Annotated in this window: 27 protein-coding genes and 1 riboswitch; of the genes, 23 read left to right on the top strand and 4 right to left on the bottom strand. The window is 70.0% G+C overall.

What is annotated here, in order from left to right; genetic code table 11:
- Positions 1-146: 146 nt before the first annotated feature.
- A complete protein-coding gene (locus BM199_RS09415) occupies positions 147-527 on the bottom strand; it encodes an ArsR/SmtB family transcription factor (RefSeq protein ID WP_091672038.1) in 381 nt (126 codons plus the stop codon).
- A 71-nt stretch (positions 528-598) separates the two neighbouring features.
- On the opposite strand from BM199_RS09415, the gene BM199_RS09410 reads away from it, so the two are divergent.
- From BM199_RS09410 to BM199_RS09390, 5 genes are all read left to right on the top strand, one after another.
- Entirely contained in the window at positions 599-1,630 is a 1,032-nt protein-coding gene (locus tag BM199_RS09410; RefSeq protein WP_091672036.1) for a cation diffusion facilitator family transporter, read from the top strand.
- Positions 1,631-1,706: 76 nt separating this feature from the next.
- The gene (locus BM199_RS09405) at positions 1,707-2,249 is read left to right on the top strand and encodes a gamma carbonic anhydrase family protein (protein ID WP_091672035.1); all 543 of its coding nucleotides are present in this window, start codon (positions 1,707-1,709) and stop codon (positions 2,247-2,249) included.
- 239 nt (positions 2,250-2,488) lie between these two features.
- Entirely contained in the window at positions 2,489-2,911 is a 423-nt protein-coding gene (locus BM199_RS09400) for an uL11 family ribosomal protein (protein WP_091672033.1), read from the top strand.
- Between the two features lie 4 nt (positions 2,912-2,915).
- On the top strand, positions 2,916-3,338 hold the full coding sequence (locus BM199_RS09395) for a CGNR zinc finger domain-containing protein (protein ID WP_091672032.1): 423 nt from the start codon (positions 2,916-2,918) through the stop codon (positions 3,336-3,338).
- Positions 3,328-3,411, top strand: a riboswitch (ZMP/ZTP riboswitch). It overlaps the preceding gene by 11 nt.
- Before the next feature lie 46 nt (positions 3,412-3,457).
- Complete coding sequence (locus BM199_RS09390) at positions 3,458-4,726, top strand: serine hydroxymethyltransferase (RefSeq protein ID WP_091672030.1); 1,269 nt, start codon at positions 3,458-3,460, stop codon at positions 4,724-4,726.
- Between the two features lie 70 nt (positions 4,727-4,796).
- On the opposite strand, the gene BM199_RS09385 is transcribed toward BM199_RS09390, so the two are convergent.
- Entirely contained in the window at positions 4,797-5,321 is a 525-nt protein-coding gene (locus BM199_RS09385) for an inorganic diphosphatase (RefSeq protein WP_091672028.1), read from the bottom strand.
- A 164-nt stretch (positions 5,322-5,485) separates the two neighbouring features.
- Here BM199_RS09385 and dacB point away from each other — a divergent pair, with 164 nt between their 5' ends.
- The 13 genes from dacB (at position 5,486) to folK (ending at position 19,294) form a co-directional block, all read left to right on the top strand.
- Entirely contained in the window at positions 5,486-7,432 is a 1,947-nt protein-coding gene (dacB, locus tag BM199_RS09380) for a D-alanyl-D-alanine carboxypeptidase/D-alanyl-D-alanine endopeptidase (RefSeq protein WP_091672027.1), read from the top strand.
- Positions 7,433-7,501: 69 nt separating this feature from the next.
- On the top strand, positions 7,502-8,545 hold the full coding sequence (locus BM199_RS09375) for a zinc-dependent metalloprotease (RefSeq protein WP_091672159.1): 1,044 nt from the start codon (positions 7,502-7,504) through the stop codon (positions 8,543-8,545).
- A 71-nt stretch (positions 8,546-8,616) separates the two neighbouring features.
- On the top strand, positions 8,617-9,603 hold the full coding sequence (gene tilS / locus BM199_RS09370) for a tRNA lysidine(34) synthetase TilS (RefSeq protein ID WP_245788253.1): 987 nt from the start codon (positions 8,617-8,619) through the stop codon (positions 9,601-9,603).
- Between the two features lie 130 nt (positions 9,604-9,733).
- Positions 9,734-10,288: a hypoxanthine phosphoribosyltransferase gene (hpt, locus tag BM199_RS09365; protein WP_091672025.1), complete on the top strand. Its 555-nt coding sequence runs from the start codon at positions 9,734-9,736 to the stop codon at positions 10,286-10,288.
- Between the two features lie 197 nt (positions 10,289-10,485).
- Complete coding sequence (locus BM199_RS09360; RefSeq protein ID WP_091672024.1) at positions 10,486-10,854, top strand: hypothetical protein; 369 nt, start codon at positions 10,486-10,488, stop codon at positions 10,852-10,854.
- A gap of 20 nt (positions 10,855-10,874) precedes the next feature.
- On the top strand, positions 10,875-12,254 hold the full coding sequence (locus BM199_RS09355) for a hypothetical protein (protein WP_245788243.1): 1,380 nt from the start codon (positions 10,875-10,877) through the stop codon (positions 12,252-12,254).
- Positions 12,254-13,072, top strand: a complete 819-nt coding sequence (locus tag BM199_RS09350; protein ID WP_245788242.1) for an ESX secretion-associated protein EspG — start codon at positions 12,254-12,256, stop codon at positions 13,070-13,072. The genes BM199_RS09355 and BM199_RS09350 overlap by 1 nt, the downstream gene beginning before the upstream one ends.
- Before the next feature lie 293 nt (positions 13,073-13,365).
- Entirely contained in the window at positions 13,366-14,172 is an 807-nt protein-coding gene (locus BM199_RS09345; RefSeq protein ID WP_245788252.1) for an ESX secretion-associated protein EspG, read from the top strand.
- Between the two features lie 232 nt (positions 14,173-14,404).
- Complete coding sequence (gene ftsH / locus BM199_RS09340) at positions 14,405-16,924, top strand: ATP-dependent zinc metalloprotease FtsH (protein WP_091672019.1); 2,520 nt, start codon at positions 14,405-14,407, stop codon at positions 16,922-16,924.
- 43 nt (positions 16,925-16,967) lie between these two features.
- Complete coding sequence (gene folE, locus BM199_RS09335) at positions 16,968-17,555, top strand: GTP cyclohydrolase I FolE (RefSeq protein ID WP_091672017.1); 588 nt, start codon at positions 16,968-16,970, stop codon at positions 17,553-17,555.
- A gap of 65 nt (positions 17,556-17,620) precedes the next feature.
- Entirely contained in the window at positions 17,621-18,442 is an 822-nt protein-coding gene (gene folP / locus BM199_RS09330) for a dihydropteroate synthase (RefSeq protein ID WP_091672156.1), read from the top strand.
- The gene (gene folB / locus BM199_RS09325; protein WP_091672015.1) at positions 18,423-18,806 is read left to right on the top strand and encodes a dihydroneopterin aldolase; all 384 of its coding nucleotides are present in this window, start codon (positions 18,423-18,425) and stop codon (positions 18,804-18,806) included. The genes folP and folB overlap by 20 nt, the downstream gene beginning before the upstream one ends.
- Positions 18,803-19,294 carry a 2-amino-4-hydroxy-6-hydroxymethyldihydropteridine diphosphokinase gene (gene folK, locus BM199_RS09320; RefSeq protein ID WP_091672014.1) on the top strand — a complete coding sequence of 164 codons (492 nt, stop codon included), beginning with the start codon at positions 18,803-18,805 and terminating at the stop codon, positions 19,292-19,294. Before folB ends, folK begins: the two co-directional genes overlap by 4 nt.
- Here folK and BM199_RS09315 read toward each other — a convergent pair.
- Together BM199_RS09315 and BM199_RS09310 are read right to left on the bottom strand one after the other, a co-directional pair.
- A complete protein-coding gene (locus tag BM199_RS09315) occupies positions 19,291-19,959 on the bottom strand; it encodes a DUF998 domain-containing protein (protein ID WP_177242541.1) in 669 nt (222 codons plus the stop codon). The two genes, folK and BM199_RS09315, sit on opposite strands and share 4 nt — an antisense overlap.
- 112 nt (positions 19,960-20,071) lie before the next feature.
- Positions 20,072-21,010 (bottom strand): MerR family transcriptional regulator, encoded by a 939-nt coding sequence (locus BM199_RS09310; RefSeq protein WP_091672155.1) that lies wholly within the window; start codon positions 21,008-21,010, stop codon positions 20,072-20,074.
- A 96-nt stretch (positions 21,011-21,106) separates the two neighbouring features.
- Between BM199_RS09310 and BM199_RS09305 the strand changes: the two genes are divergently transcribed.
- From BM199_RS09305 to panC, 5 genes are all read left to right on the top strand, one after another.
- Positions 21,107-21,568, top strand: coding sequence for a DUF3180 domain-containing protein (locus BM199_RS09305; protein WP_091672011.1), 462 nt, complete (start codon positions 21,107-21,109; stop codon positions 21,566-21,568).
- A 69-nt stretch (positions 21,569-21,637) separates the two neighbouring features.
- Positions 21,638-23,551 (top strand): DUF6779 domain-containing protein, encoded by a 1,914-nt coding sequence (locus BM199_RS09300; protein ID WP_091672009.1) that lies wholly within the window; start codon positions 21,638-21,640, stop codon positions 23,549-23,551.
- Positions 23,552-23,724: 173 nt separating this feature from the next.
- Entirely contained in the window at positions 23,725-24,924 is a 1,200-nt protein-coding gene (locus BM199_RS09295) for a PrsW family intramembrane metalloprotease (protein ID WP_091672008.1), read from the top strand.
- A 143-nt stretch (positions 24,925-25,067) separates the two neighbouring features.
- Positions 25,068-25,973: a Rossmann-like and DUF2520 domain-containing protein gene (locus BM199_RS09290; protein WP_091672007.1), complete on the top strand. Its 906-nt coding sequence runs from the start codon at positions 25,068-25,070 to the stop codon at positions 25,971-25,973.
- Positions 25,970-26,929: a pantoate--beta-alanine ligase gene (gene panC, locus BM199_RS09285; RefSeq protein ID WP_281245682.1), complete on the top strand. Its 960-nt coding sequence runs from the start codon at positions 25,970-25,972 to the stop codon at positions 26,927-26,929. Before BM199_RS09290 ends, panC begins: the two co-directional genes overlap by 4 nt.
- The last annotated feature ends 12 nt before the right edge of the window (positions 26,930-26,941 follow it).

Below are 26,941 nucleotides of genomic sequence, written 5' to 3'. Positions count from 1 at the left end.
GCGCTCGTGACGAACAGGTCACGGAATCGCTCCCTGGGCGGTTCGCAGGTCCGGAGGGTTCCGAAGAAACCCGGAACCCTCCGCGTGGCCCAGTTCGTGGGTTGAGTCAGCCGAGGAAAGTGCGTGCGCATCGCCTCCGGGTGCGGTCAGTCCGCGTTCGGCTTTTCCGCTGCGTGCCGGTGATGTGGGACGTCGGCCACCGCGTGATACGCGAAGCCGAGAGCCTCCTCGACCAGTGCCTCCAGGTGATCGCTGGTGATGCGGTACAGCATCCGCCGTCCGTCCCGCCGCGACTGGACGAGACCGGCGAGGCGCAGGCGCCCCAGGTGCTGGGAGACCGACGATCGGGACGCGTTCCCGCCCGCGGTCAGGGTGCTCACGTCCTGTTCGCCCTCGGTGAGCAGGTGCAGCAGGTGCAGCCGGGTCGGGTCGGCGAGATGGCCGAGTACCTCGGCGGCCACGGTGAGTTGCTCCGCAAGCGACGGATCACTGCGATCGTCCAGCGAAGTGTGCTTATGCGCGCACATGGTTGCATATTCCTCTCGGGCAGGACATCCTGCAGATACCGACACGGGGCGACCTAAGGGCGAGAGTAACGATGGCGCGGCAACACGGGCACGGGCATGGCCACGGTCATGGGCACACGGGGCGGGTGGCGAGCACTTGGAGCAGGCTCAGGCATCTGCTGACCCCGCACAGTCACGACAGTTCCGAGCGGGTGGACACCGCGCTGGAGACCAGCAAGCGGGGGATGCGCACGCTGGTTCTGTCCTTCGTCGCGCTGCTCGTCACGGCTCTGGCGCAGCTCGTGGTCGTGCTGCTCAGCGGCTCGGTCGCGTTGCTGGGCGACACCATCCACAACTTCGCCGACGCGCTGACCGCGCTTCCGCTGGGAATCGCCTTTCTGCTGGGCAGAAGGGCCGCGAGCCGGCGCTACACCTACGGCCTCGGCCGTGCTGAGGACCTGGCCGGCGTCGTCGTGGTGCTGATCATCGCCGCGTCGGCGGCGCTGGCCGGATACGAGTCGGTGCAGCGGTTGATCGACCCGCGGCCCGTGCAGCATCTCTGGGTGGTCGCCGCGGCCGGAGTGATCGGCTTCGCGGGCAACGAACTGGTGGCCCGCTACCGCATCACCGTCGGCAGGCAGATCGGCTCGGCCGCACTCGTCGCCGACGGCCTGCACGCCCGCACCGACGGCTTCACCTCGCTGGCCGTCGTGCTCGGTGCGCTCGGCGTCGGGCTGGGTTACCCCCAGGCGGATCCGATCATCGGCCTGCTCATCACCGTGGCGATCCTGTTCGTGCTCCGGGACGCGGCCCGCGAGGTGTTCCGCCGCCTGATGGACGCCGTCGATCCGGCCATGGTGGAACGCGTGGAGCGAACCGCCGCAGAGGTACCTGGCGTGCTGCACGCGAACCAGGTGCGGATGCGCTGGATCGGGCACAACCTGCGTGCCGAACTCGCGGTCTCGGTCGACGCGGAACTGACGGTGTTGCAGGCTCACGCGCTGGCGCACGAGGTGGAACACCGGCTCGTGCACGCGGTGCCGAGGCTGACCGCCGCCGTCGTCCACGTCGAACCCGCTCGCGGTGCGGACACCGCACACGAGGTGCTGGCCCATCATCGCTGAGCGGTCCGGGCCGGGTTCCGCAAATCACCACGACCACGCGAACCAAAGTTCTCGGACGTCCGCTTAGGGTGTCGCCATGCCGCTGTATTCCTTCGAGGGCGTCAGCCCCACCGTGCACCCCGACGCCTGGATCGCCCCCACCGCCACGCTCATCGGTGACGTGACCGTCGAGGAGGGCGCCTCGGTCTGGTACGGCGCCGTGATCCGGGCCGACTTCGGCCGGATCGTCATCCGCGCCGGCGCGAACATCCAGGACAACTCCGTCGTGCACGTCAACGACGGCGTATGCGAGATCGGGCGCAACGTCACCGTCGGCCACCAGTGCCTGGTGCACGACTGCACGGTCGGCGAACAGGCGCTCATCGGCAACGGTTCAACCGTGCTGGACAAGGCGGAGATCGGTGCCCGCGCCCTGGTGGCCGCCGGGGCAACGGTCACGCCGAACTCGGTGGTGCCGCCCGAGATGATCGCGATGGGCAGCCCGGCGAAGAAGCACGTGCCGCTCAGCGACTCGGCGCGGGTGTGGGTCGAGCACAACGCCGCGATCTACCAGGAGCTGGCGCGCAGGCACGCGCGCGGCATCGAGCCTGTCGAGCCCATCCGGCCCACCGAGGACTAGGAGCTGTTTCGGTAGGCGTCCGCACTGAGCCGCGATTTCGAGTTTGACTCTCCAGTAACTGGAGTCTTTAACGTCCCTCGCTGTCAGATCAACAGACAGTTGAACTATTCAGCTGAGCGTTATTCACGCGACGCACGTCGCCGATGCCCGCATCTCACGTGTGTCGACCAGCCGCGAGCAGCCCTCCGGGCCACCCCCGTCCGGTCGACCGTGAATAACCCTCAGTGGAGGGGATTGCCGTGGCGCCAAAGAAGCCAATGTTCCGGGCCACGCTGGAGCTCACCGCAGGTGATGCGCCCGTGGTGGACCTGGGCAAGATGCTCGGGCAGACCGGCGCGAACCTGGTCGCCATCAAGCGGGCCTACGACGACGCGACGGCGAGTCAGCGCGGCGACATCGTGCCGGTCGTCGTCACGGTCTTCGAAGACCGGACGTTCGAGCTGCGGCTGAAGACTCCGCCCACGTCGTTCCTGATCCGCAAGGCCCTCGGGGGCAAGGGATCGGGGCGGCCGGGACACGAGTCGGCGGGGAATCTGACCGGGCAGCAGCTCCGGGAGATCGCCGAGCGCAAACTGCCCGACCTCAACACCACGAATCTCGACGCCGCGATGCGGACGGTCGCGGGAACAGCCCGTTCCATGGGAGTGGGCGTGGCGGACTGAGGCTGTGCGCAAGTACAACGTGGTTCCGCCGTTCCGCGCGCTCGATCCCGGTCTCGCGACGGCGGAACGGCTCCTGGCGGCAGGCCACCCGGAGCTGTCGGCCGTGGTCCACGCGCTACCGGACGAGCGGGTCGCGGCGGCGGGGCTAAACGCTCTGCTCGCCGCGACCGGCGCCCGGCCTCGGCTCGTGGCGGACGGGCGGCGCTGGCGGGTCGTGCACGTCGGCGCGTTCGAGGAGGTGGGGGAGCTGGTGGCCGCCGCCTCCGGGCTCGCCGAGCTCGTCGCCGTCGACGGGTGGCGCAGGATCAAGGCATGTCCGGTCTGCGGCCAGGTGTTCTGCGACCGCACCAGTGGAGCCACGCGCAGATGGTGTGACGCGCATCGTCCACACGGGCGGCAGGGCACAGTAAGCTCGACCCCGCACTAGCGACTGGCGCCATCGAGGTGGAGCACCACCGGGGAGCGACGAATGGCCGGCACCGCGCGCCTGGGTGTCTGTGGGCTTCTCACAGCATGCCGTGGCCACGTCTGTCCAGGAGCAGCATCATGACTCATCAGCCAGCCATTTCCGCCCTGTCCGCGACCGATCCGGAGATCGCCGGGCTCGTCGAGGGCGAGGCTCGCCGCCAGCACGACAAGATCCGGCTGATCGCCTCGGAGAACTACGTCTCGCAGGCGGTGCTCGAGGCCACCGGCACGGTACTGACGAACAAGTACTCGGAGGGCTACGCCGGTAAGCGCTACTACGAGGGCCAGCAGTTCATCGACCAGGTGGAGAACCTGGCCATCGAGCGGGCGAAGTCCCTTTTCGGGGTCGAGCACGCCAACGTGCAGCCCTACTCGGGCTCACCTGCCAACCTCGCGGCCTACCTGGCCTTCGCCAAGCCCGGCGACCCGATCCTCGGTATGGCACTGCCCGACGGCGGGCACCTGACACACGGGTGGAGCGTCTCCGCCACCGGCAAATGGTTCACGTCGGTGCGCTACGGCGTCCGCAAGGACACCGGCAGACTCGACCTCGATCAGGTGCGTGACCTCGCGCTGCAGCACAGGCCGAAGGTGATCTTCGCCGGTGGCACCGCGATTCCGCGCACCATCGACTTCCCCGCCTTCGCCGAGATCGCCCGCGAGGTCGACGCGGTGCTGGTGGCCGACATCGCCCACATCGCCGGGCTGGTCGCCGGTGGCGCGCACCCCTCACCGGTCGGGCACGCCCAGGTGATCACCACCACCACCCACAAGACGCTGCGCGGCCCGCGCGGGGCGATGATCCTGTCCGACGCGGAGCACGCGAAAGCGGTGGACAAAGCCGTCTTCCCCGGGCTGCAGGGTGGCCCGCACAACCACACGACCGCGGCGATCGCGGTGGCGCTCGCCGAGGCGGCGAAGCCGGCGTTCCGCGAGTACGCCCACGACATCGTCGCCAACGCGAAGGCACTGGCCGAGGCCTTGACCGAGCGCGGCTTCGACCTGGTTTCCGGCGGCACCGACAATCACCTGCTGCTGGTGGACCTGACCGGAAAGGGAATCGGCGGCAAACCCGCGGCGCAGGCGCTGGACCGGGCCGGGATCGAGTTGAACTACAACACGGTGCCGTTCGACCCGCGTAAGCCGTTCGACCCCTCCGGAATCCGGCTGGGCACGCCTTCGATCACGACCCGTGGCCTGCGCCCCGAGCACCAGCCGCGAATCGCCGAGTGGATCGACCGCACGATCACCGCGGCGGCCGCCGAGGACGAGCAGGCCATCGAGCGGATCGCGGCCGAGATCCGCGAACTGCTGGCCGCGTTCCCGATGCCCGGTTACGCCGCCTGACCGCGCGGCTGAAACGCGACAGGCCACCCCCTCCACTCGATCGTGGACGGGGTGGCCTGTCGGCGATCTCTCAGTGCTCGGTGGCGTCGCCCGATTCGGCGGCGGCCTTCTCGAGGCGTTCGGTCTCCCGTTCGTAGGAGCGCTTGATCTCCGCCTCGGCCTCCACCCGGCCTGCCCAGTTCGAGCCCTCGACACTCTTCGCGGGCTCGAGGTCCTTGTAGACCTGGAAGAAGTGCTCGATCTCCAGCTTGTGGAACTCGTTCAGGTGATGGATGTCCCGCAGGTGCTCGAGCCGAGGGTCGTCCGACGGGACCGCGAGGACCTTGTCGTCCGGGCCCTTCTCGTCGGTCATCCGGAACATGCCGATGGCCCTGGCCCGGATCAGGCAGCCGGGGAACGTCGGTTCCTGCACCAGGACCAGCACGTCGAGCGGGTCGCCGTCCTGCCCAAGGGTGTCGTCGATGAACCCGTAGTCGGCCGGGTACTGCGTGGCCGTGAACAGGGTGCGGTCGAGCTTGATCCGCCCTGTCTTGTGGTCCACCTCGTACTTGTTGCGTTCCCCTTTGGGGATTTCGATCGTGACGTCGAACTCCACGCCGTCCTCGCTGATCTCTTCTTGTTATCGCCGCGACCGGGCGGCTGACCGTTTCGCTTCCTTGACCCTCACTAGTGTGGACTACGGGACGCCGCGGGTCGGCATGACCGTGTGTGAGCTTGGCCCTGTTGGCGGCGTGCGGGTGTGGTGCAGAGGAGTGTTGCGTGTCGGAGAAGGACGGCAGATTCGATGGGCACGAGGCGGCCGAGCCCGCCTGGCCCTCGGCCGACAGCGACCTCACGGGGAGTCAGAACGACCTGCGGGGAAGCCAGTCGGGGGCCACTCACGAGCTGCCTGTGCCGAAGGTCACGCCCGACGAGCCCGCCACCGTGTGGGTCACCCAGCCGCCACCCCGGTCCGGTGCGCCCACAGCGGGGTCCGAGTCGGTCACCCGTCCGCACCGCAGGCCGCCACCGCAACAGCAACCACCACCGCAACCGCAGCAGCAGCCACGCCAGCCGCCGCCACAACCACCGCCGCCACAACCGCGACCGCAGCCGCCCGCCCCGGTTCAGCGGCACCAGGACATCCCACCCGCCACGACGCACGCCGTGCCCATGCGGATCGAGCCCGGCAGCGAGCCGACGCCCGCTCCCGCGACCAAGGGGGACCCGCCGCGCGAGCGGCCCGGAGTCGAGTCCGCGGCACCAGAGCAGCCCGCAACGGCCGAGCAGGGCGATTCGACCGGCTCGGACGGCTCGGGTGGCGCCGTCGCCAGGCCGCGCCGTCGCCGACGCGGCCTGCTGGTCGGTGCGCTCGCACTGATTCTCGTCGTCGCCGTCGGGGTGACCCTCGCCCTGCCGAGCGTCGCCAACCGGCTGGCGCTGCCGTGGGCCCCCAACGCGCCGAAGGGGGAACCACCGGAACCGGTCGCCGTGACCAGGACGCTGCAGGGGCCCGATCCCGCCGCGCCCGCCGCGAGCCCCTCCGGCGTCGCGGCCGCACTGCAGGGTCCCGCCTCCGCGGCGGCGCTCGGCGACCTCACGGGCAACGTCGTCGACCCCGCGAGCGGTGAGGTGCTCTGGGAACAGCGGGCGAACGAGGTGAAGACACCCGCCTCGACGACCAAGATCCTCGCCGCCGCGGCCGCCCTGCTCGAACTCGACCACGGTATGCAGATCCCCACCAGGGTCGTCGAGGGTGACGAACCGGGCACCGTCGTCGTGGTGGCGGGCGGAGACGTCACGCTGACCGGCCTGCGAGACGACGAGGAATCCCTCTACCCCGGCGCGGCCCGGCTCGACGACCTCGTCAACCAGGTCAAGGAGGCCACCGGCGGCGCGGTCGACAAGGTCGCCGTCGACCTGAGCATCTTCGCCGGCCCCACCGAGGCTCCGAGCTGGGATCCGGCCGACGCGCCGTCCACGTTCGCCGCGCCCGTGGAGCCGGTGATGCTCGACGGTGGCAGGCAGCAGGCCACGGATCCGAAGTCGCAGCGGCACGGCGACCCGGCCGCGGCCTTCGCCGGGGAACTCGCCGAGCGCCTCGGCGCGCAGCCCGCCCCGGGCGCAGTGCAGGCCGGACCGGACGCGCGTGTGCTTGGCGAGGTGCTGTCCCCGCCGCTGACCGAACTGGTCGACGCGATGCTCACCCAGTCCGACAACCTCCTGGCCGACGTCATCGCCCGCCATGTCGCGATCGCCACGGGCGTCGAACCCTCCTTCACCGGCGGGGCACAGGCGACGCTGGACGTGCTCGCGCGCAACGACTTCGACGTCAGCGGGGTGAAGCTGTCCGACGACAGCGGCCTCTCCCCGGAGAACAAGGTGGCGGCCACCCTGCTCAGCGAGGTGCTTTCGGTGGCGGCGGCGCCGACGGGGGACGACCCGCGCACGGCGAAGCTCCGGCCCGTCGTCGGCGGGCTGCCCGTCGCGGGCGGCAGCGGAACCCTCGAGGGCCGCTACGACACCGAGGCGTCCGACCAGGGCAAGGGGTGGGTCAGGGCCAAGACCGGAACCCTGTCCGGGGTCAGCACACTGGCCGGTGTCGTGCTCGACAAGGACGGCAGGCTGCTGGTGTTCTCGCTGATGTCCAGCGGCACCTCGATCGACGCGGCCAGGCCCGCACTCGACGCCGTTGCCGCGACCCTGCGCGACTGCGGCTGCAGGTAGGGCCGCCACGCGGGTAGCGTCGATCCGGTGAGTGTCGTGAGCGAGCAGACCAAGGGCAGGCAGGCCTCGATCGTGGACTGGTCACTGGCCGCGTCCACCGGCGCGTTGCTGGTCCGCAGCGGCCCGGTGGTGCCGCAGGAGGAAGCCGAACTCGCGGTGACCGAACTGCGGGAGCTGACGGTCGAGGCAGAGGCGCACGTGCGGCAGCTGACCGGCCTCGGCGAGGGCCTTCCGCTGCTGCCCGGTGAGGTGGTCGACCGGCCCGGCTGGGTGCGGGCCGCAGCCGTCGGGCTCGACGAGCTCACCGGCCGCGCGCTGCCGCGTTCCGCGTCCGGTCCGTTCGCGCCGCTGCTCGCGAGTGGTGCGGGCATGCAGACCGGGCTCGTGCTGGCCTTTCTCGGCTCCCGCGTGCTTGGCCAGTACGACCCGTTCGGTGGCCCTGACCGCGGGGGACAACTGCTGCTCGTGGCGCCGAACGTGGTCAGCGCTCAGCAGGCGATGAAGGTCGACGGGCACGACTTCCGGATGTGGGTGTGCCTGCACGAGTGCACCCACCGGCTGCAGTTCACGGCCGTCGACTGGCTACGGGACTACTTCGCCGACGAGGTGTCCACCCTGGTCGGCGACCTGTCCGACAGCGATGGACTCGGCGATCTGTTCGGCAGGTTGCCGGAGACGGTGAAGGAGCTGCGCCGGTCCAAGGCCGGTGGTGGCGACAAGACGTCCGCAGGACTCGCCGAGCTCATGCAGTCGCCGCGCCAGCGCGAGGTCTTCGACCGGCTGCTCGCGCTGTCGACGTTGCTGGAGGGGCATGCCGACTACGTGATGGATGCCGTCGGACCCGCGGTGGTGCCTTCGGTGCGCACGATCCGGAGCCGATTCACCGCCCGCAGGCAGGGCGGCGGCTTGCTCGACCGGCTGCTGCGCAACCTGCTCGGTGTGGACGCGAAGATCCGCCAGTACGCCCAGGGCGCGGCATTCACCAGGGAAGTGATCGACACGGTGGGTATGTCCGGTTTCAACGCGGTCTGGACCTCGCCGGACACCCTTCCCACACGCGCCGAGATCACCGACCCGCAGGGGTGGGTGCGGCGCGTGCACGCGGGCGGGTGAGCGCGCGGCCGCCCAGGGGCGAAGGCGGAGGGGCCAGGGGTCCCGAGGAGAACACTGCCGCGCTCGCACAGGTGCGCCGCGCCGTCCGCGAGTTTCTGGCCGCGCGGGAGCAGGCCGTGCGGCTCGCGGCTGGTGAGCTGACCGTCGCCGTCTCCGGTGGCGCCGACTCGCTCGCGTTGACCGAGGCCGGTGCGGCCGCTGCCCGCGGCCTCGGGCTCCGAGTGCGCGCGCTGGTCGTCGACCACGGACTACAGGCGGGCTCGGCCCAGGTGGCCGAGACGGCGGTACGCACCGCACGGCAACTGGGCGCGGACTCCGCGGAAGTCCTCACCGTCGACGTCACCGGCCGCGGTGGACCCGAGGCCACGGCCAGAAGGGCCCGCTATGCGGCCCTGCGCGCCGCGCTGCCCGAGGGGCGCGGGCTCGTCCTGCTCGGGCACACCCGGGACGATCAGGCGGAGACGGTGCTGCTCGGGCTTGGCAGGGGGTCCGGTCCCCGGTCGCTCGCCGGGATGCGTCCGCTGGACCCGCCGTGGGGGCGCCCGCTGCTCGACGTACCGAGATCGGTCACCGTGCGCGCGTGTGCGGCGCTCGGCGTGCGGCCGTGGAGCGATCCGCACAACGACGACCCCCGCTTCACCAGGGTGCGCGTGCGCAACGAGGTCCTGCCGTTACTGGAGGACGTGCTCGCGGGCGGGGTCGCGGCAGCGCTGGCTCGCACCGCTGCCCAATTGCGGGAGGACAGCGAGGCGCTCGACGAACTCGCCGGACGACTCCTCGGCAGCGCGCTGGGTGCCGAAGGGCTTGCTGCCGAGGTGCTGGCACCGGTGGCGGGGGCGGTGCGCAGGCGGGTACTGCGCCGCTGGCTGCTGGACGCGGGCGTGCGCGAGCTGACCGACGCGCATCTGCGCTCGGTGGACGCCCTGATCGCACACTGGCGCGGCCAGGGCGGGGTGTGGTTGCCCGGCGGATTCGAGGCGGGCAGGAAGCGCGGGTGGCTGACGATTTCCCATGGCGCAGGTGGTCCCGATGCGTACCCGCGACGCGACGCGCGGTGAATGTGGGCGGCAGGTGCTCGCCCGGCCACCCGCTCCGCCCGTCCACATGGCACGCTCTGCATGGAACGGGTCTCGCACATATCCTGGCGAACCGGTTTCTCCCGAACCCACCACCAGAGGGGACTGACCCGTGTACGAGGGCGACATCGCCTCCGTGCTCGTCACCGAGCAGCAGATCCAGGACAAGATCACCGAACTCGCCGAGAAGGTCGCCGCCGACTACCCGGCTGATCCGGAGCAGGGCGACCTGCTGCTGGTCGGGGTACTCAAGGGCGCCGTCATGTTCATGACCGACTTCGCCAGGGCCCTGCCGGTGCCCGCACAGCTCGAGTTCATGGCCGTCTCCTCCTACGGCTCTTCGACCTCGTCCTCCGGCGTGGTCCGCATTCTCAAGGACCTCGACCGCGATATCGCCGGGAAGCAGGTGCTGATCGTCGAGGACATCGTCGACTCGGGCCTGACTCTGTCGTGGCTGTTGAAGAACCTCGCCAGCCGCAACCCCGCCTCCCTCCAGGTGTGCTCGCTCCTGCGGAAGCCGGACGCGGTGAAGGTGGAGGTCCCGGTGAAGTATGTCGGGTTCGACATTCCGAATGAATTCGTCGTGGGTTACGGCCTCGACTACGCGGAGCGTTATCGGGACCTGCCCTACATCGGCACTCTGGACCCGAAGGTTTACTCCTCGTAATCATCTCCGCGAAGTAGTGGAACTCCTGGTGAACTCGCTGCGCACAGCTCTCCGGAAATGGGAACCTCGTCTCCGGGAAACGCGTCATAAGGTCGAGTTGGGTGCGTTAACCTAAGCGAAGACCGCCACCGCTGCCCGTGCGGTGCTGCTGCGGGGGACAGGGACTGAAGAGAGCTCTGGGACAGGAGACAGTGCAGATGGGAAACAGCTTCGCGGATGCCGCGGCGTTCCGTAACGCCGCGGTCACCGGGCAGGTGGGGGTCGATCCCGACGCCGCGCAGACGGTGCTGCAGAAGATCAGGCTGGGCAAGGACCAGGTGGAAACGCTGCTGGGCGGGGCGAGCGGTCTCGGCGTCGCGCCCAAGCTCGGCGCGAACCCGGTCGGGCAGGCCATGTCGGCCAAGATGTCGCAGCGCGCTGCCGGTGGTGACGAGAACTCCTACACCCAGGCACTGCGCAATCTCTACACCCAGTACGACCAGGCCGAGCAGGCGATCGTCACGGCCATGAGCCGCTACCAGGAGATCGACGACGCCGGTGCCGAGCCGTTCGCCGGCCAGGCGTGAGCGTGGGGGGAATCGAAATCATGGACGACAACATGGGCATCACCGGCGGCCGGCCGAGCCAGCAGGGGTCCTCGCCCAGCGTTCCGCTCGGCGACAACTCGGCCACGGCGGACATCGTCAACCAGGCGCGGAGCAGGCCGGACGGCTTCCTCTACGGCGACGACAGGGCGATTGGCAGCCCGCCCAACTGGGACGCCCAGGAGAGCGAGCAGCTCTACAACGGCGCGACCATGAACAACGACCCGGGCACCGCCGAGGCCACCGGTGAGTCCTGGATCGGGCACTCCACGAACCTGAACCAGGCCGCCAACGACCTGTACAACGCGATCACCGAACTGGGCGGAGCCTGGGTCGGCGAGGGTGCGGCCGCCGCCCAGGGCACGCTGGTCGGCATCGCGAACTCGAGCGCGCAGGCAGCCGAGGCCGCTCAGACGATGGGCAACCGGCTCAAGCAGCAGGCCGCGGCCGCCGCCGAGGTCAAGAAGATGCCCGCACCGAAGGAGTTCGACCCGGCGAAGCAGACCGAGGCCATGCTGGCCGGCGGACCCGCCGCGATGATCGCCGACATGAAGGCGCAGTCCGACGCGGCGAAGGACGTCAAGGCCCAGCAGGTCCAGTACTTCAACGCTTACACGAAGGCGATGGCCGAGGTCGACAGCAGCACGCCGAGCTTCGGTCCTGACTCACTCGGGCTCAAGCCGATGGCCGCTTCGGTCGGCACCGGCCCCAGTTCGGTGGGCGGGGTCGGCTCCTTCGGCGGGCTGCCCGGTCAGCACCTCGGCCCCAACCCGCTGGCAGGCGCGCCGTTCGGTGCGTATGGCGCGAGTGGCGATGTCGGTGGACCCGGCCAGACGGGCGGCGTCGGCGCTGGACAGGGACACGGCGGGCACGCCGGTGCTCCCGCGGCAGGTGTCCCGGCGACGGCCGGCAGCGGTATGGCCACCGGCGCGGGCACCGCCGCGGCCGCGCAGGCCTCCGGTGGTGGTGGCGGTTCCGGCAACCTCGGCATGCAGCTCGGGGGCGCCGCCGTCGGTGCGGGCCTCGGCGCCGCGGGCGTCAAGGCGCTGGGCAAGGGCAAGAAGAGTGGCAGCACGAAGCAGTCCTCCACGGAGACCGGCGCCTCGGCGACCGGGCAGGGCGCCAGCGCGGCCAGCGTCGCTCCGCAGAACCAGGGCATGGTCTCCTCCGCGGGCACGATCGGTGGCGGTGCGGTACCACCGGCCGCGGGCCCGATGGGCGGCGGCATGGGCGGCGCGGCACGCGGCCAGGCCGAGCAGGAGGAGGAGCACACTCACGCCTCCTTCCTGATCGAGGCCGACCCCGACGAGGCTTTCGGTGCCACCGAGGCGACTCCGCCGCCGGTGATCGGTGCTTGGGCCGGCGACGACGAGGAGCGCTAGTGGCGGCAGAGCTCCTCTCCCCGGTGGAGCTGGACTTCCTCTGGGAGTCACTGGGAGCGGGCGAACTGCCGTATCCACTCGAGGTGCGGTCACATGGTTCGACGATGGACGACCGGGCGGCCCTGCGTTCGCAGGTGCTGTCCGGGCTGGCCGGACGTGGTCTCGCCGACCGCTCCGGCCGCCCCGAGCCGCACCTCGAGGACTGGTTCGAGGTGCTTGCCCGGTCCGAGGTGAGCCTCGACTCGGTACACATCACCGCGCCCGACTCGCCACCGCTGCTCGCGGTGGCGGCGGCACTGGGTGGTCAGGGGCTGTTGGCCGTGCAGGACACCAGGGGTCTGCACCTGCGTCAGGTGCCGCCGGACGGGCTCGCCAGCGCGATCGTCGGCCTGCTCCCCGCCGCCCCGCGCGGTGCGGAGAAGTCCATCACCGTGCCGCTGGAGCAGCTGCTCTCCGGTTCCGGGGTCGACTTCATGCAGCGAAAGTCGAACGGCGGCAGGGAGGACAGTCGTCCGCGGCAGGACGGTGACCGGGCCGGAGCGGACGACGATCGCAAGGCACTCGCCCGGTTGCACGCGCAGCCGCGGTTGCGCGGCGGGCAGATCGGGGCCAACGCCCGCAACCGCACGGGCGGTCGAAGCCGGACGCCGGTGCTGAGCTGGTTCGACACCGAGGACGGCAGGTACTTCACCCAGGCCAGCAAGGGCCATGACGGGCGGGACTGGATCACCATCGCCCCGGCCGACGCGCCCACGCTGCGGCACCGGCTCGGCGAGATGCTGTCGCGCGCGGTACAGGCGGACGCCTCGGCTCGCTGAGCGGGGCGAGCCGGTGGCGGTTGGCTGCCGGCACCGTCGTGGCTACCCTTCGGTGAGCGAACTCGCCTTCGGCGGAGGTGTGCGTCCGGCGGAACCATTCGGGACACCGGGAGGATGCACAAGTCGGTGGCCGGGGCCGCTCGGAGAGGGTCCACGCTGCGGCAGGCTGTTGTGCCGTGCACAGCCGCACGTGGGCGGTGAACAAACCCGACCATTGGACAGAACACCAGGGGAGAGCAGTGCCCGCGCAGGAGTTTTTCTCACCAGTCGCATTCGACTTCCTGTGGGAGGCGATGCGGATCGGCGAGCTGCCCTACCCCCTGCAGGTCCGCTCGCACGGCGCGACCGAGGACGAGCGTTCCGCGCTGCGGCAGCGAGTGAACCTCGAGCTCAAGGCCAGGGACATGCGGGACGGCAACGGCAGGCTCGAGCCGCATATCGAGGACTGGCTCATCCTGCTGGCCAGGCCCTCCCTGAGCATCGACGCACTGCACATCCCGGATTTCCAGGCTCCTCCCGTGGGCATCCTGGCCGCCTCGGACGGCACGAACGCCGTGGTCGCGATTCAGGACGCCGACGGCATCTGGGTGCGCCCGATCTATCCGGAAGGCCTCGCCTCGGCCGTGGTCGATCTGTTGCCGTCGAGCCCGCGGGGCACCGAGGCCTCCATCACGCTGCCGCTGGACGAGGCACTGGGCATTCCTCCTGCCCGCAGCATGGCAGCGTCCGGCTCCCCCACGACTCCGGCAGAGCCTGCCGAACCGGCCGAGCAGGAGCTGGGCAGGCGCAAGGACCGCAAGCAGCCCCGCCCCCGTGGCGGACTCTCCGAGCGGCCGACCGATCCCCGACAGGCCTACGCCCAGCTCGCGGGCCAGCCGAGACTGCGCGGCGGCCAGTTGGCTGCGAACAGCCGGAACTCCCTCGGGAGCAGGCAGCGTTCGCCGGTCCTCGGCTGGTTCGACACGGCCAGCGGCCGCTACCTGAGCCTGTCCCGTGCGGGCTCCGACGGGCGGGAATGGGTCACCGTTTCACCCGCCGACCCCAAAACGCTGCGCTCCCGCCTCGGTGAGATGCTCGCCGTGGTGAGCGATGCCAGGTGAGCCGGGCTTGACCCGACTTTTGAACACGTCATTGAGTCCTGGAACACCCGGTGGGAACATCGGCGCCGTATCGACCGTTGAGCTGCGAGAGGCTCTGCAGGGAGACCACCGGAACCGGGCGGTACCCTGGAGGGACCGCACGCCCGCAGCACGGGAGTTGTCAAGACCATGACGGCGGATGTCACATCTACCGCCTAGCCAGGGAGGGTCGAGGCCACCACGGCCGAGTCGAATGGACCGCAAGCGCCTGCTCAAGAACCCACTACTGTGGATAGTTGCGGTTCTGCTGCTCTATTTCGCCTTCAGTTCGATCTTCGACGGGGATCGTGACTACACCCAGGTGCCGACGTCACAGGCACTGGAACAGATCTCGGGTGGCAACGTCGACGATGCCAACCTCGAGGACAAGGAGCAGCAGCTCAAGCTCACCCTGGCCGAGCCGATCGAGGTCGACGGCCAGCAGGTGGACAAGGTACTGACCAAGTTCCCGTCCGCCGCGTCGGACAACATCTACCAGTCGCTGCTCAACGCCAAGTCCACCGACCAGTCGCTGAAGTTCGACACCACGGTCACCCAGCAGTCGTTCTTCACCCAGATGCTGATCTACATGATCCCGCTGGGCCTGTTGTTGCTGCTGCTGATGTGGATGATGAACAACGCCCAGGGCGGCGGCAACCGGGTGATGAACTTCGGCAAGTCCAAGGCCAAGCAGCTGAACAAGGACATGCCGAAGACCACGTTCGGCGATGTCGCTGGCGCCGACGAGGCCGTCGAGGAACTGCACGAGATCAAGGACTTCCTGCAGAACCCGGCCCGTTACCAGGCACTCGGCGCGAAGATCCCGAAGGGCGTTCTGCTCTACGGTCCGCCCGGCACGGGTAAGACGCTGCTTGCGCGGGCGGTCGCAGGCGAGGCCGCCGTGCCGTTCTACACGATCTCCGGCTCGGACTTCGTCGAGATGTTCGTCGGTGTCGGTGCCTCCCGGGTGCGTGACCTGTTCGAGCAGGCCAAGCAGAACGCTCCCTGCATCATCTTCGTCGACGAGATCGACGCGGTCGGCCGCCAGCGTGGCGCGGGCCTCGGCGGTGGGCACGACGAGCGGGAACAGACGCTGAACCAGCTGCTGGTCGAGATGGACGGGTTCGACGCGCGTGGCGGCATCATTCTGATCGCGGCCACCAACCGTCCGGACATCCTCGACCCCGCGCTGCTGCGCCCCGGCCGCTTCGACCGGCAGATCCCGGTGTCCGCACCCGACCTGCAGGGCCGCAAGCGGATCCTGGCCGTGCACGCCAAGGGCAAGCCGATCGCCGAGAACGCCGATCTGAACGCGTTGGCCAAGCGCACGGTGGGAATGTCGGGTGCCGATCTGGCGAACGTGATCAACGAGGCCGCCCTGCTCACCGCGCGCGAGCACGGCAGCGTGATCACCGACGAGGCTCTGGAGGAGTCGGTCGACCGCGTCATCGGTGGACCCGCTCGCAAGAGCCGGATCATCTCCGAGAAGGAAAAGAAGATCACCGCCTACCACGAGGGCGGGCACGCGCTGGCCGCGTGGGCGATGCCGGACATCGAACCGGTGTACAAGCTGACGATCCTGCCGCGTGGCCGGACCGGTGGGCACGCCCTGCTCGTCCCCGAGGACGACAAGGAGTTGATGACCCGCTCCGAGATGATCGGGCGACTGGTGTTCGCGATGGGCGGCCGGACCGCCGAGGAACTCGTGTTCCACGAGCCGACCACCGGTGCTTCGTCGGACATCGAGCAGGCCACCAAGATCGCCAGGGCGATGGTGACCGAGTACGGCATGAGTGCCCGGCTCGGCGCGGTCAAGTACGGCCAGGAGCAGGGGGACCCGTTCCTCGGCCGATCGGCCGGGCGGCAGGCGGACTACTCGCACGAGGTCGCGCACGAGATCGACGAGGAGGTGCGCAAGCTCATCGAGACGGCGCACACCGAGGCGTGGGAGGTGCTCAACACCTACCGCGACGTGCTCGACGAGCTGGTCATCGAGCTGCTGCATAAGGAGACCCTGCAGCGCAAGGACCTGGAGCGCATCTTCGCGACCGTGGAGAAGCGTCCGCACATCACCGTGTTCAACGAGTTCGGTGAGCGCAAGCCGTCGGACAAGCCGCCGATCAAGACTCCGGCCGAGCTGGCGAAGGAACGTGGCGAGCCCTGGCCGCCGCCCGAGGAGCGCAGGCCCGAGCGGGAGCCGGCGCCGACCCCGGTGCGGACCGCGCCCGGTGCGGGCGACCTTCCGGGTGGCCCGCCGAGGCAGGCACCCGAGCCGCCGCAGCCCGGCTATCAGCAGCAGGCGCCGCAGCCCAACTCGAACCCCTACGCACCGCCGCCGCCGGGTGGGTACCCGAACGGCACGCGGCCGAACGGCAACGGTGATGGTGCGGGGAACGGCGGCTGGCCGCAGCAGCAGTACGGCGGCAACGCACCGCAGTCACCCGCAGGCCATGGGGGTCCGCCGAACTACGGCGCGCCTCCCGGGTGGACGCCAGCCACGTCCCCCAGCGGACGGCCGAGCCAGCCGTGGCGGTCGAACGCGCCGAAACCGCCGCAGCAGGGCGAGCAGCGGGCCGGTGATCCGCAGTGGTTCGGCGGCGAGCCGGGCCAGGGGCAGCAGGGCGGCCAGCAGCCAGGTGCCCGGTACCCCGAGCAGGAGTACCCCGACCAAGGGCGCGCGGAGGGGCAGCACCGGCGTACGAACGACGACCCGGACGGTAACCATCAGCAGTGAGGCAACCGGGAACGGACAGTCCACTCCCGAGCAGGTAGTTCCGGTGCACGCCACAGGTCGAATTTTCGACCAGGCGCGCGCCGAGAGGGCTGTGCGCGAGTTGCTGCTCGCCTGTGGTGAGGACCCGGACCGGGACGGGTTGAAAGACACTCCGGCAAGGGTGGCCCGCGCCTACCACGAGATGTTCGCGGGTCTGTACAACGATCCGGACGCCGTGTTGGACAAGACCTTCGACGAGAGCCACGAGGAACTCGTCCTGGTCACCGACATCCCGATGTACAGCACCTGCGAGCACCACCTCGTTCCCTTCCACGGGGTGGCGCACGTCGGCTATATCCCGAACAACCAGGGCAAGGTGACCGGGCTGTCGAAGCTGGCTCGCCTTGTGGATCTCTACGCCAAGCGCCCGCAGGTTCAGGAACGGCTCACCTCCCAGGTCGCCGACGCCCTGCAGCGCAGACTCAAGCCGCGCGGGGTGATCGTCGTCGTGGAGGCCGAGCATCTGTGCATGTCGATGCGCGGGGTCCGGAAACCGGGTGCGCGTACGACCACCTCCGCGGTCCGCGGGCTGTTGCAGACCTCGGCATCCTCGCGGGCGGAGGCGCTCGATCTGATCATGGGTCGGCGGTGACCTCGGTGTCGCACACGGTCGGCGATTCGCATCCCGGCCTGCCCAACCCTGGCCGTTGCGCGGTCATGGGTGTGCTGAACGTGACCCCGGACTCGTTCTCCGACGGTGGTCGCTATGTGGTCGTGGACGACGCGATCGCGCACGCACACCGGATGTGGCACCGCGGTGCCGACCTGATCGACGTCGGCGGCGAGTCCACGCGACCCGGCGCGTCCAGGGTGGACGCCTCGACAGAGATCGAGCGGGTGCTGCCGGTCATCCGCGCGCTGGCCGAGGACGGGGTGGCGATGTCGGTCGACACCACCCGCGCCGCGGTGGCCGCCGCCGCACTCGAGGCGGGCGCACAGGTCATCAACGACGTGTCCGGTGGCCTGGCCGATCCGGGTATGGCACGGGTGGCCGCCGAGTCCGATGTGCCGTGGGTGCTGATGCACTGGCGCGGTCACAGCAAGGACATGAACGCGCTGGCGACCTACGACGATGTCGTCGGTGAAGTACGCGATGAGCTGTCCGCGCGGGTGGATGCGGCACTGGCGGCGGGAGTACGGCCGGAGGCGATCGTGCTCGACCCCGGCCTCGGGTTCGCCAAGCGAGCCGAGCACGACTGGGCGCTGCTGGGCCGACTGGACGTGTTGCTGGCACTGGGGTTTCCGGTGCTGGTCGGCGCGTCCCGCAAGCGTTTCCTCGGCCGGTTGCTCGCGGGTGCCGACGGCGAGCCGAGGCAGGCTTCGGGCCGGGAGGACGCCACCGCGGCCGTGTCCACCCTGGCCGCCGCAGCGGGTGCGTGGGGTGTCCGGGTCCACGAGGTCGGTGCCTCGCTGGATGCGGTCAGCGTGGCCGCGGCATGGCAGGGAGGTGCGCAGACCCATGGGGGAGCACACGCGTGACCGGATCACCCTGACCGGACTACGGGTGTTCGGCAGGCACGGCGTTTTCGACCATGAGAAGCGGGACGGCCAGGATTTCCTCGTCGACATAACGGTGTGGCTGGATCTGACGGCGGCGGCCGCTTCCGACGATCTCGCCGAGACCCTGCACTACGGGGAACTCGCCGAACTCGCCGCAGGCGTCGTCAGCGGTCCGCCCTTCGACCTGATCGAGAGCGTCGCGGGCAAGATCGCCGATGAGGTGCTCGCGGACGATCGTCTGCACGCCGTCGAGGTCACCGTGCACAAACCGGCTGCCCCGATCCCGCTGTCGTTCGCCGATGTCGCGGTCACCGTGCACCGTTCGCGCGAGGACCGGCCATGAGCCGGGCCGTGCTCTCCCTCGGGTCGAATCTCGGTGACCGCCACGCTTACCTCCGGCTGGCCGTCGATGGCCTGCGTGACTGTCTTGTCGCCGTGTCCGGGGTGTACGAGACGGAGGCGTGGGGTGTCCGGGACCAGCCCGACTTCCTGAATGCGGTGTGCATTGTGGACGATCCGGCGGTTGATCACCGGGGCTGGCTCCGGCGGGCGCAGGAGTTGGAGCAGGCCGCGCACCGCAGGCGGGAACAACGGTGGGGTCCGCGGACCCTCGACGTCGACGTGGTGACTGTGGACGACGTCCGGTCCGACGACCCTGAGCTGCTGCTGCCACATCCCGGGACCTCGCAGCGGGCGACCGTCCTCATTCCATGGCTGGAGATCGATCCCGCGGCCGAGGTGCCGGGTCACGGGCAAGCCGCGGACCTGTTGAGCGCGCTGTCCGAAGCGGACCGTGCCGGTGTCCGGCTCCGAGCCGATCTGGTTCTCTAGTCCGCTTCAACACCAACGCCTGACGGCAGTAGTTGTGCGCCACCGATGAGGATCATCGCGATCAGCATCGGAAAGATGGCCACCCGCTCCGCCGCGCCACCCCACTCGTGCTGTCCGGGGAGTGCGCCGAGCAGATGGAGTCCGGTGACGGCCGCCCCGGCGAAGCCGAGCACGCCGCCGGCGATCCCGGCGGCCCACCCCGGCCGGCCCGCGCGGCGCATCGACAGCCCGAGCAGTAGCACCCCCGCGTTCCCGAGAATGGTGGCGGCGAAGGCGCCGACCAGGTGAAGGACCACCCGCTGGTCGCCGGGGTTCAACCCGACCAGAACCGTGCCCGCTCCCGCGATTGCCAGCAGAGCCGCCGCGGTCAGTGGCAGGTGCCGCGAACCGGGTGCCAGCTGTTCGGACACCGCGCGGCCGAGTAACAGTCCGCCCGCCGCCATGCACAGGCCGTTGACGACGAAGGACACGTTCATCGCCGTGTGCCAGGGCGAACGGGCGGTACCGAGATCGCTGATGGCGTTGGTCGCCCAGCTGTACGGCGTCGTCCACGCCGACTCGACGACGACGTGCAGCACGAAGAACTGGATCAGGAGCAGGAAGCACAGGGCCCCGGCGACCTGGATGGCCGTGGTGCCGCGCCTGCCTCGGGTGCGCTGGTCCATGCCCTTCGTCCCTCCGCCGTGGGGCCTGCTCGCAGCCTGACCCCACGCCGAGGTCTTTACACCCGGGAAGTGCTCCATCCCACTGATCTGTGGTGGACGAGCGCGGTCCCGCTCAACCGGCGGAGGCGCGCAGTGCGGCGACCAGCCATTCCACGACGTGGTGCCGGGTCGGCACCGGCGGCCAGCCGTTGATGGTGGCGAGCAGCTGCCAGTAGCGCTCGGCACGTGCGTCGTTGCCGGCGTCGATCCGCTCGGCCAGTTGTTTGCGGTGGCGGGGTTCGGCCGGATCGAGGTCCGCGGTGGCCCAGGTGCGAGCCACTTCCGCTGCCAGCGCGCGGCCCTGTTCCGAGCCGGGCTCGCAACCGTCGGCCATCGCCTGTTCGGCCGTTGCCATCCAGTCACACCAGGGATCGTGCCGAGCGGGGCTGAGGTCAACGCCTGCCTTGCGGTCCGAGGAGTGCTGTTCGCCCATCTCGCGGATCAGGCGCCGGAACTCGCTGTCCTGGACCAGTTCGGCCAGCTCGATCCAGGCCGCCAGCTGCTCCGGGCTCGGATCGTCCGGTAGCTCCGGTTTTGCCGACCGCATGCGCTGGTAGAACTCCGGATCGAGGTCGAGGCCTTCGGTGACCTCGTCCCAGAACTCGTCGAGCAAACGTTTGCGTTCCTCGTCGGGCAACGATGCGAGCTGGTTCATCAGCGCTACGTCCTCCAGTTCGGAATCTCGTTTGGCGACCGCCCGCAGTACCGATCTGCGCAGGGTGAGCCTGCGGATCTGCTCGTCGAGGGCCTCGACATGACGGACGGCGAGCTGTGCCACGCTGGTCTGGCGCGTCAGCGCCCGCTCGATGTCGGCCAGCCCGATGCCCAGCTCGCGCAATGTCCGGACGAGTTCCAGCCGGGCGAGCGAGGTGGCGTCGTAGAGGCGGTAACCGGCGTGCGTGCGTTCGGTGGGCGGCAGCAGCCCCTCGTCGGAGTAGAAGCGGATCGTCTTCACCGGGAGCCCGGTGCGCCGGGCCAGTTCGCCGATTGTGAAGACCACGCTGTTTCCCACGGACCTCATCGTCGACCCTCCAGTCACTGGAGAGTCAAGTATCCCGAACAACCCGCACGGCCGCGTACCGTCCGGCCGGCTCGGTACGGTGTGGTCATGCACTTCACGAGACCGCGTGAACTCGTCATCGCCGCGGTGATCGGTCTCGCCCTGACCTATCTGTTGTTCGAAATCGCGTACGCCTCGATCCCCCGGCTGCCGACCATGGCGGGCGTCACACTGCTTGTTCTCGCGATCGTGGAGACCCTTCTCGGGTTCACGCTCCGTGATCGAATTCGCTCCGGCAAGGTGCTCGGTGGAATCTCGTTCGCGCGCGCCGTCGCCCTCGCCAAGGCCTCCTCCCTGCTCGGCGCGCTCATGCTCGGGGCCTGGCTCGCGGCGCTCGGCTACCTCGTTCCCCGTGCTGACCGCATCACCGCTGCCTCGGACGACCTGCCTGCGGCCGCTGTCGGGGCAGGCTGCGCCGCAGCGCTCGTCGCGGCCGCCCTGTGGCTCGAATACTGCTGCCGTACACCGGAACCACGTGATCGGGACCGCCCGCCGAGAGTGACCGGTTAGCGCTCGGAAGCCACCGCTCAAAGTACCGACTGGGTCTCAGTCGGGTTACTAGAAGGTACGGTGTGGGGCATGACTGGCGTGGGTGGCGACTCGCGCGGCCGCTTTCCAGGCGCGCCCGCGCTCGTTGTCGGCTTCACCCTCGCAGCGGGCGCCACGCTCGCGCTCGTGTTCACCGAGGACCTCCGATGGCTCCGTCTGGCGATCGTCGCGGCGCTGTGGGCGGCACTGATCGGTGCTTTCGTGGCCGTCCGATATCGCAAGCAGGCCGCTGCGACGGCGGAGTCGGTTGCGCAGGCACAGGCGGTGTACGAACTCGAACTGGAGCGGGAGATCGCCGCGCGCCGGGAATTCGAGCTCGAGATCGAGGCGGAGACCCGCGACCGGGTGGAAGCTGATTCCCGCGAGGAACTGGACGCCCTGCGCGACGAGATCACCGCGCTGCGCGAGAGCCTGCAGTCGCTGTTCGGTGGCGAGGTGCTCTACGAACGAGTGGCACTGACCGCCCAGTCGACGCGAATGCGCTCGCTCAACGACGAGCCGAAACTGGTCAACGCGAGCGAGGCCAACGGTAAGCCGAAGGCGCAGTTGACGAGTGGTGCGGCCGGTGAGCCCGCGGCGCAGGTCGAGCGGCCGACCGAAATGATCGACAAGGTCCGGGACGGCGAGCCGGAGTACGGAATGGCCCGGCGTACCCCGCCGAAGCAGGTGAAACCGCAGGTGGCGGTTCCCCGGGTCGGCCCGCAGGCGCAGCGCAAGCCCCAGCCGCCGCGGAAACCCCCTCAGCCGCCTTTGCAGCCACCACGGCCGCCGGCCCAGCAGTCTGGTGCGGCGCCGCAGCGCGACCGGGAGAACGCGAAGACCCAGCAGGTGCCACGGGCCCCGAGACCGCCGCAAGCAGCGCCGCCGTCCCAGCCGCCGCAGGACAGCGGCCCACCGACGCGCAGGGTGCCACTGAACGAGATCGGCTCGGCCGCGGCGAAGGCTGCGAAGGCCGCCGGCGAGGCGCGGGCCGAGTCGGCACGGGCGCAGCAGCGCGACGAAGCGACCATAACCGGAATGCGCCCTCCGCGTGCTCAGCAACCCCGGCAACCTTCCGCTCCGCCGCATCGTGCGGCTCCACCCGCGGCCGCTCGCCAGCCGGAACCCCAGCATCCGGAAGCCCAGCGCCCGGAACCGCCGCGGCGGCAGCCCGAGCCGTCCAGGCAGCAGCGGGAACCGGAACAGCACGAGCTGACCCGCCCTGCCATGGAGCAGATAGCCCGAGGCCGGTCCGCGGCCAGCGTCGCGCCACCGGAGCCCGCACAGGACCAGGAACCGGCACGAGAGTCCGAGCCCAAGAAGGAGTTCGACTTCGAGTGGATGTCGGCATGGACCGACGACAACCGGCACGGTGCGGACGGCAGCGCCATACCTGACGCCGAAGAGGCCGCAGGCAGGCACGGCAGGAACGGATACGGCTCCCCCGAGCCGGAACCGGTGCCGGAGGCGGGAGCGGCGCCTGAGGTTCCCGAGCCCAACCCCACGCTGCCGGAGTCGGTGCGGGACCTGCAGCACAGCAGCAGGCCAGGTGGTCGCAGGCGCAGGGCGGAGGACGACGAAGAGGCCGCCCAGTCGTCCGGTGCGTCCCGGCACGGCGCGGGTGCTGCCGGAAGCGGTTCGCGGCATGGTGCGGACGAGGGCGGCGGTCGCAGGCGCAGGGCGGACGGCGAGCCGCCGTGGCAGGGCTTCAGTGGCGCCAACGGCTCCGGGGCGCACGGGTCGAACGGGCACACGGAACAGAACGGACACTCCGCGCGGCACGTCAACGGCGCTGCCGAAGCCGATTCGCCGTCGAACGGGCGTCGCGCGGCAGCCTCGCACGAGCGGCCCAACGAGCCGGAGCGGGAGAGCGGATCACACGCAGAGGGGCGCTCGGTCAGCGAACTACTTGCCGCACACGGTTCCGCCCCGACGCCCCGGCGCAGGCGCCGCGCCGAAGACTGACCCCGCTCCCCGAAAGCTTTCGGCCGCACTTTCCCGGGAAAGTGCGAGGGGGCAAACCCGCGACCAGGGGCGGGAGTTTTTCGACTCGCACTTTCCCGGGAAAGTGCCGGTACCGGACCGGCTGATGGCCGTACTCGAACGCGTGTCCGACCCGTCTTATATCGTCCCGAGGCGTGAGGGGATCGACGGAGAACAACCATCCCCTGCGCAGGCACACTCCGCGCAGGATCACTGTGTTGCTGCCCGTGCTCGGCCTGGTGCTGGTCGCACTGTGCGGCCTGCTCGTGCTCGGTCTCGCGACGGCGCGAGTCGGTGTGCTGGCCACGGTCATCGGCGTGCTCGCCGCGGTGGTTCCGGTGGCGTTGGTGGTCGCCGCGTTTCTCTGGATCGACCGGTGGGAGCCGGAGCCGGCGAAACTGCTGCTGCTCTCGTTCTGCTGGGGTGCGTTCGTCGCCACGCTGACCGCGTTGCTGATCAACGACACCGCCTCGGCCGTGGGGGACATGCTGCTCGGCACCGGCAACGGGGACAAGTTCAGCGCGGTCGTCTCGGCGCCACTGGTGGAGGAGGCGGTCAAGGCACTACCGGTGCTGGCCGTGTTGCTGCGGCGGTCACACGAGTTCGACGGCCTGGTCGACGGGATCGTCTACGCCGGGTTCAGCGCGGCGGGCTTCGCTTTCACCGAGAACATCTACTACTTCGGCAGGGCGTTCGCCGAGTACGGATTCGGCGACGCCACGAGCGCCGGGGTGCTCACCGCGTTCATCCTGCGCGGGGTGTTGTCCCCGTTCGCCCATCCGTTGTTCACGGTGCTCACCGGGATCGGCATCGGTGTCGCCGCCAGGACGGCGAGCAAACACGTCCGCGTCCTCGCCCCGCTGGGCGGTTACCTCGGCGCCGTGGGCCTGCACGCACTGTGGAACGCCTCGGCGACACTCGGTGGCGCGACCACGTTCCTCAACGTCTACTTCCTGATCATGGTGCCGATGTTCATCGGGTTGCTGCTGCTCGTGTTGTGGCAGCGGCGCAGGGAACAACGGATCGTCGCCGCCGCCCTGCCGGAAATGGCCGAGGCTCGGTGGATCGCCCGCTCCGAGATGGAGTTGCTGGCGAGCCTCACCGGGCGCAGGCGGTGGCGCAGGCAGGCGCGGCGCGAGTCGGGCAGGGCAGCAGGCAGGGCTGTCGGGGCCTACCAGGCGAGCGTGACCGAACTCGCCTTCCTGCGACGTAATCTCGCGTGCGGCAACGCCGAGCTGGAGGGGAACCGCAGGCACGCCGAGTTGCTCGCGGTGCTGCGTTCGGTGCGGGCCGAGGCCGTCCGCCTTGCGGGCGGTGGCCATCGAAGCGCGGCGCACGTTCCCCATGAGGGGTGACCCGGTCCGGGTGAAGCTCGTCACCAGGGGCGCGCAAACCGTCCGGGCGCGAACTATTCTCGCGCCGTCGTCCGGTACCCGCAGCCAAGGTCGGGACTGGAACGAATGGCAGGAGCGGTGAGAGCTATGCGAAAAGGCCGACGATGACGCGCCCTGCCCGTCTCGCGGTGGGCGTGGTGTCCGCGGGCCGGGTCGGCAGTGTGCTCGGTGCGGCCCTTGTCCGCGCGGGCCACACCGTGGTCGCCGCGTCGGGCATCTCCGACGAGTCGGTGCGACGAGCCGAACGACTGCTGCCAGGTGTGCCCCTTGTGCCGTCGGACGAGGTCGCGCGGCGCGCGGATCTCGTGGTGCTGGCCATCCCTGACGACAGCCTCGCCGCGATGGTGCACGGTCTCGTGGCCACCGGTTCGCTGCGTCCAGGGCAGATCGTGCTGCACACCTCGGGCGCCCACGGCGTCGCCGTTCTCGACCCGGTGGCGGAGTTGGGCGCGCTGCCACTCGCGCTGCACCCGGTGATGACGTTCAGTGGCAGGTCGGAGGACCTGGAGCGGATGGCCACCTGCTGCATCGGGGTGACGGCCGCGGCAGGTGACGAGGCAGCCTGGAACGTCGGCGAGGCGCTGGCGGTGGAGATGGGCGCCGAACCCGTCCGCGTGCCCGAATCCGCGCGCACGCTGTACCACGCCGCGCTGGCGCACGGTGCCAATCATCTGATCACGCTCGTCGCGGACTGCGCCGAGGTGCTCCGGCGAGCGGAGGTGACGGACGCCGAGCGCCTGCTGGGTCCGCTGCTGTCCGCGGCATTGGATAATGTGCTCCGGCACGGCGACCGCGCGTTGACCGGGCCGGTGGCTCGCGGAGACACCGGGACGGTCGGTGCCCATCTCGGCGCACTGGCTGAGCACGCGCCGGACGTCGTCGACTCCTATGCCGTACTGGCCAGGCGGACCGCCGAACGGGCCAGGAAGTCCGGACTTCTCGCGGCTGACGGCGCCGCTGCGATCGCCGACCTGCTCGACAACCCTGCTGATGGACGTGAGACACCGTGAGTTCCCCGATCCCCGCTTACCCCGCGACGAAGGCCCCCGCGCCCAAGTTCACTCGTAACCAGCTCAACGTCTACCGGACGGTGGCGGACATGAGCAGGGTGACCGACGCACTGCGGTCGGTGGGCCGAACGGTCGCGTTGGTGCCGACCATGGGTGCCCTGCACGCCGGGCACCGCGAACTCCTGCGCAGGGCCAAGCGGTTGCCGAACACGGTCGTCGCGGCGTCGATCTTCGTCAATCCACTTCAGTTCGGCGAGGGCGAGGACTTCGAGGCCTATCCGCGGCCACTGGAGCGGGACCTCGAGGTGCTTGACGACGCCGGTGTGGAACTGGCCTTCACGCCGTCGGCCGCGGATCTGTACCCGCAGGACCGGGCCGTGAGCATTTCCCCAGGTCCGCTCGGCGACGAACTGGAAGGGGCGGCGCGTCCAGGGCACTTCGCGGGTGTGCTCACCGTGGTCGCGAAGCTGTTCAACATCGTCGGGCCGCACTACGCCTTCTTCGGGGAGAAGGACTACCAGCAGTTGGTGCTGATCCGCCGGATGGCCCGCGAACTGAACTTCCGGACGAGGGTGGTCGGGGTGCCGACGGTCCGGGAGCGCGACGGGCTGGCCCTGTCCTCGCGCAACGTCTACCTGTCCGCCGAACAGCGGGAGCAGGCCGTGGTGCTCTCGGCGGCGTTGACCGCTGGCGCGCACCTGGGTGCCCGAGGGGACGAGGCGGTGATGGACGCGGCCCGCAGCACGCTACGGGCTCGTCCCGAGGTCGAGGTCGACTACCTCGAACTGCGCGGAACCGAACTGGAGCCCGCGCCCGTCGACGGGGAAGCACGGTTGCTGATCGCCGCGCGGGTCGGGAATACCCGCCTGATCGACAACGTTCCGGTTCTGCTCGGCTCGGCAGCCGGGCACGGGGTGGAGCAGGACGAGGGATTTACCGAGGATGCAGGGGTATAGGGAGAGTCCGCC

Source organism: Amycolatopsis marina, assembly GCF_900111885.1.
Classification (GTDB): Bacteria; Actinomycetota; Actinomycetes; order Mycobacteriales; family Pseudonocardiaceae; genus Amycolatopsis; species Amycolatopsis marina.
This window is presented reverse-complemented; position numbering and strand designations above follow the sequence as displayed.

What these genes read in the sequence shown, in the direction of transcription:
- BM199_RS09415 (WP_091672038.1), bottom strand. Translation starts at nt 527, where the DNA reads ATGTGCGCGCATAAGCACACTTCGCTGGACGATCGCAGTGATCCGTCG.
- folP (WP_091672156.1), top strand. Translation starts at nt 17,621, where the DNA reads ATGGGTGTGCTGAACGTGACCCCGGACTCGTTCTCCGACGGTGGTCGC.
- BM199_RS09290 (WP_091672007.1), top strand. Translation starts at nt 25,068, where the DNA reads ATGACGCGCCCTGCCCGTCTCGCGGTGGGCGTGGTGTCCGCGGGCCGG.
- BM199_RS09390 (WP_091672030.1), top strand. Translation starts at nt 3,458, where the DNA reads ATGACTCATCAGCCAGCCATTTCCGCCCTGTCCGCGACCGATCCGGAG.
- BM199_RS09345 (WP_245788252.1), top strand. Translation starts at nt 13,366, where the DNA reads ATGCGGATCGGCGAGCTGCCCTACCCCCTGCAGGTCCGCTCGCACGGC.
- BM199_RS09405 (WP_091672035.1), top strand. Translation starts at nt 1,707, where the DNA reads ATGCCGCTGTATTCCTTCGAGGGCGTCAGCCCCACCGTGCACCCCGAC.
- folK (WP_091672014.1), top strand. Translation starts at nt 18,803, where the DNA reads ATGAGCCGGGCCGTGCTCTCCCTCGGGTCGAATCTCGGTGACCGCCAC.
- ftsH (WP_091672019.1), top strand. Translation starts at nt 14,405, where the DNA reads ATGGACCGCAAGCGCCTGCTCAAGAACCCACTACTGTGGATAGTTGCG.
- BM199_RS09315 (WP_177242541.1), bottom strand. Translation starts at nt 19,959, where the DNA reads ATGGACCAGCGCACCCGAGGCAGGCGCGGCACCACGGCCATCCAGGTC.
- BM199_RS09305 (WP_091672011.1), top strand. Translation starts at nt 21,107, where the DNA reads ATGCACTTCACGAGACCGCGTGAACTCGTCATCGCCGCGGTGATCGGT.
- BM199_RS09410 (WP_091672036.1), top strand. Translation starts at nt 599, where the DNA reads ATGGCGCGGCAACACGGGCACGGGCATGGCCACGGTCATGGGCACACG.
- BM199_RS09355 (WP_245788243.1), top strand. Translation starts at nt 10,875, where the DNA reads ATGGACGACAACATGGGCATCACCGGCGGCCGGCCGAGCCAGCAGGGG.
- BM199_RS09300 (WP_091672009.1), top strand. Translation starts at nt 21,638, where the DNA reads ATGACTGGCGTGGGTGGCGACTCGCGCGGCCGCTTTCCAGGCGCGCCC.
- BM199_RS09360 (WP_091672024.1), top strand. Translation starts at nt 10,486, where the DNA reads ATGGGAAACAGCTTCGCGGATGCCGCGGCGTTCCGTAACGCCGCGGTC.
- folB (WP_091672015.1), top strand. Translation starts at nt 18,423, where the DNA reads ATGGGGGAGCACACGCGTGACCGGATCACCCTGACCGGACTACGGGTG.